Source organism: Nitrobacter sp. 62-13 (genome assembly GCF_001896955.1).
Taxonomy (GTDB): Bacteria; Pseudomonadota; Alphaproteobacteria; order Rhizobiales; family Xanthobacteraceae; genus Nitrobacter.
The window spans coordinates 5,968-6,603 of the sequence record NZ_MKRN01000059.1 but is presented as its reverse complement, the minus strand read 5'-3'; the positions used below and the strand labels follow the sequence as shown (position 1 = coordinate 6,603).

General features: G+C 64.6%; 1 protein-coding gene. It reads left to right on the top strand.

The annotated features are described in order from the left end of the window. Window positions 1-4 precede the first annotated feature (4 nt). Window positions 5-636 (top strand): hypothetical protein (locus BGN91_RS06145; protein ID WP_292611461.1); only part of this gene is annotated, 632 nt, incomplete at its 3' end.

The window sequence follows — 636 nt, the reverse complement described above, 5'->3', positions numbered from 1 at the left end:
ATATGTGTACGGCATCGGCGCGTGCGAGATATCCGTGACGCAGCGCGTCAACACGCTGATCGATGCTGCTCTTTTGATGGCTCGGCGCGAGCAGCCCGAGCGCGATTACCTCGGTGCCTCGAGGCTGGGAGAGCCTTGCTGCCGCCGGCTCGCCTACGAAATCACCCATACGCCACCGGATGACGGTCACGACCTCGACGGCGCCATGCTGCGGGTGTTCGAAGCAGGCCACCGGTACGAGGCGTTGTCGATCGTATGGCTGCGCGCTGCGGGGTTCGATCTGCGGACGCAGCGGCGCGACGGCAGCCAGTTCGGCTTTGCGGCGGCTGGCGGGCGGCTGCGCGGTCATATCGACGGCGTGATCGTTGCCGGCCCCGACATCGGCGTGCCTTGGCCGGCACTGTGGGAGCACAAGGCCCTCAACGCCAAGTCCTGGAACGACATTGTTAAGCGCGGCCTGCGCACCTCAAAGCCGCTCTATTTTGCGCAGGTCCAGATCTACATGGCCTATATGGAGATCGGCGTCACGCTGTTCAGCACGCTGAACAAGGACAGCCAGGCGCTCCACCACGAGGTGGTCTCCTTCGATCCCGCTGAAGCGCAGGCGCTTTCCGACAAGGCCGTCGACATCCTGCG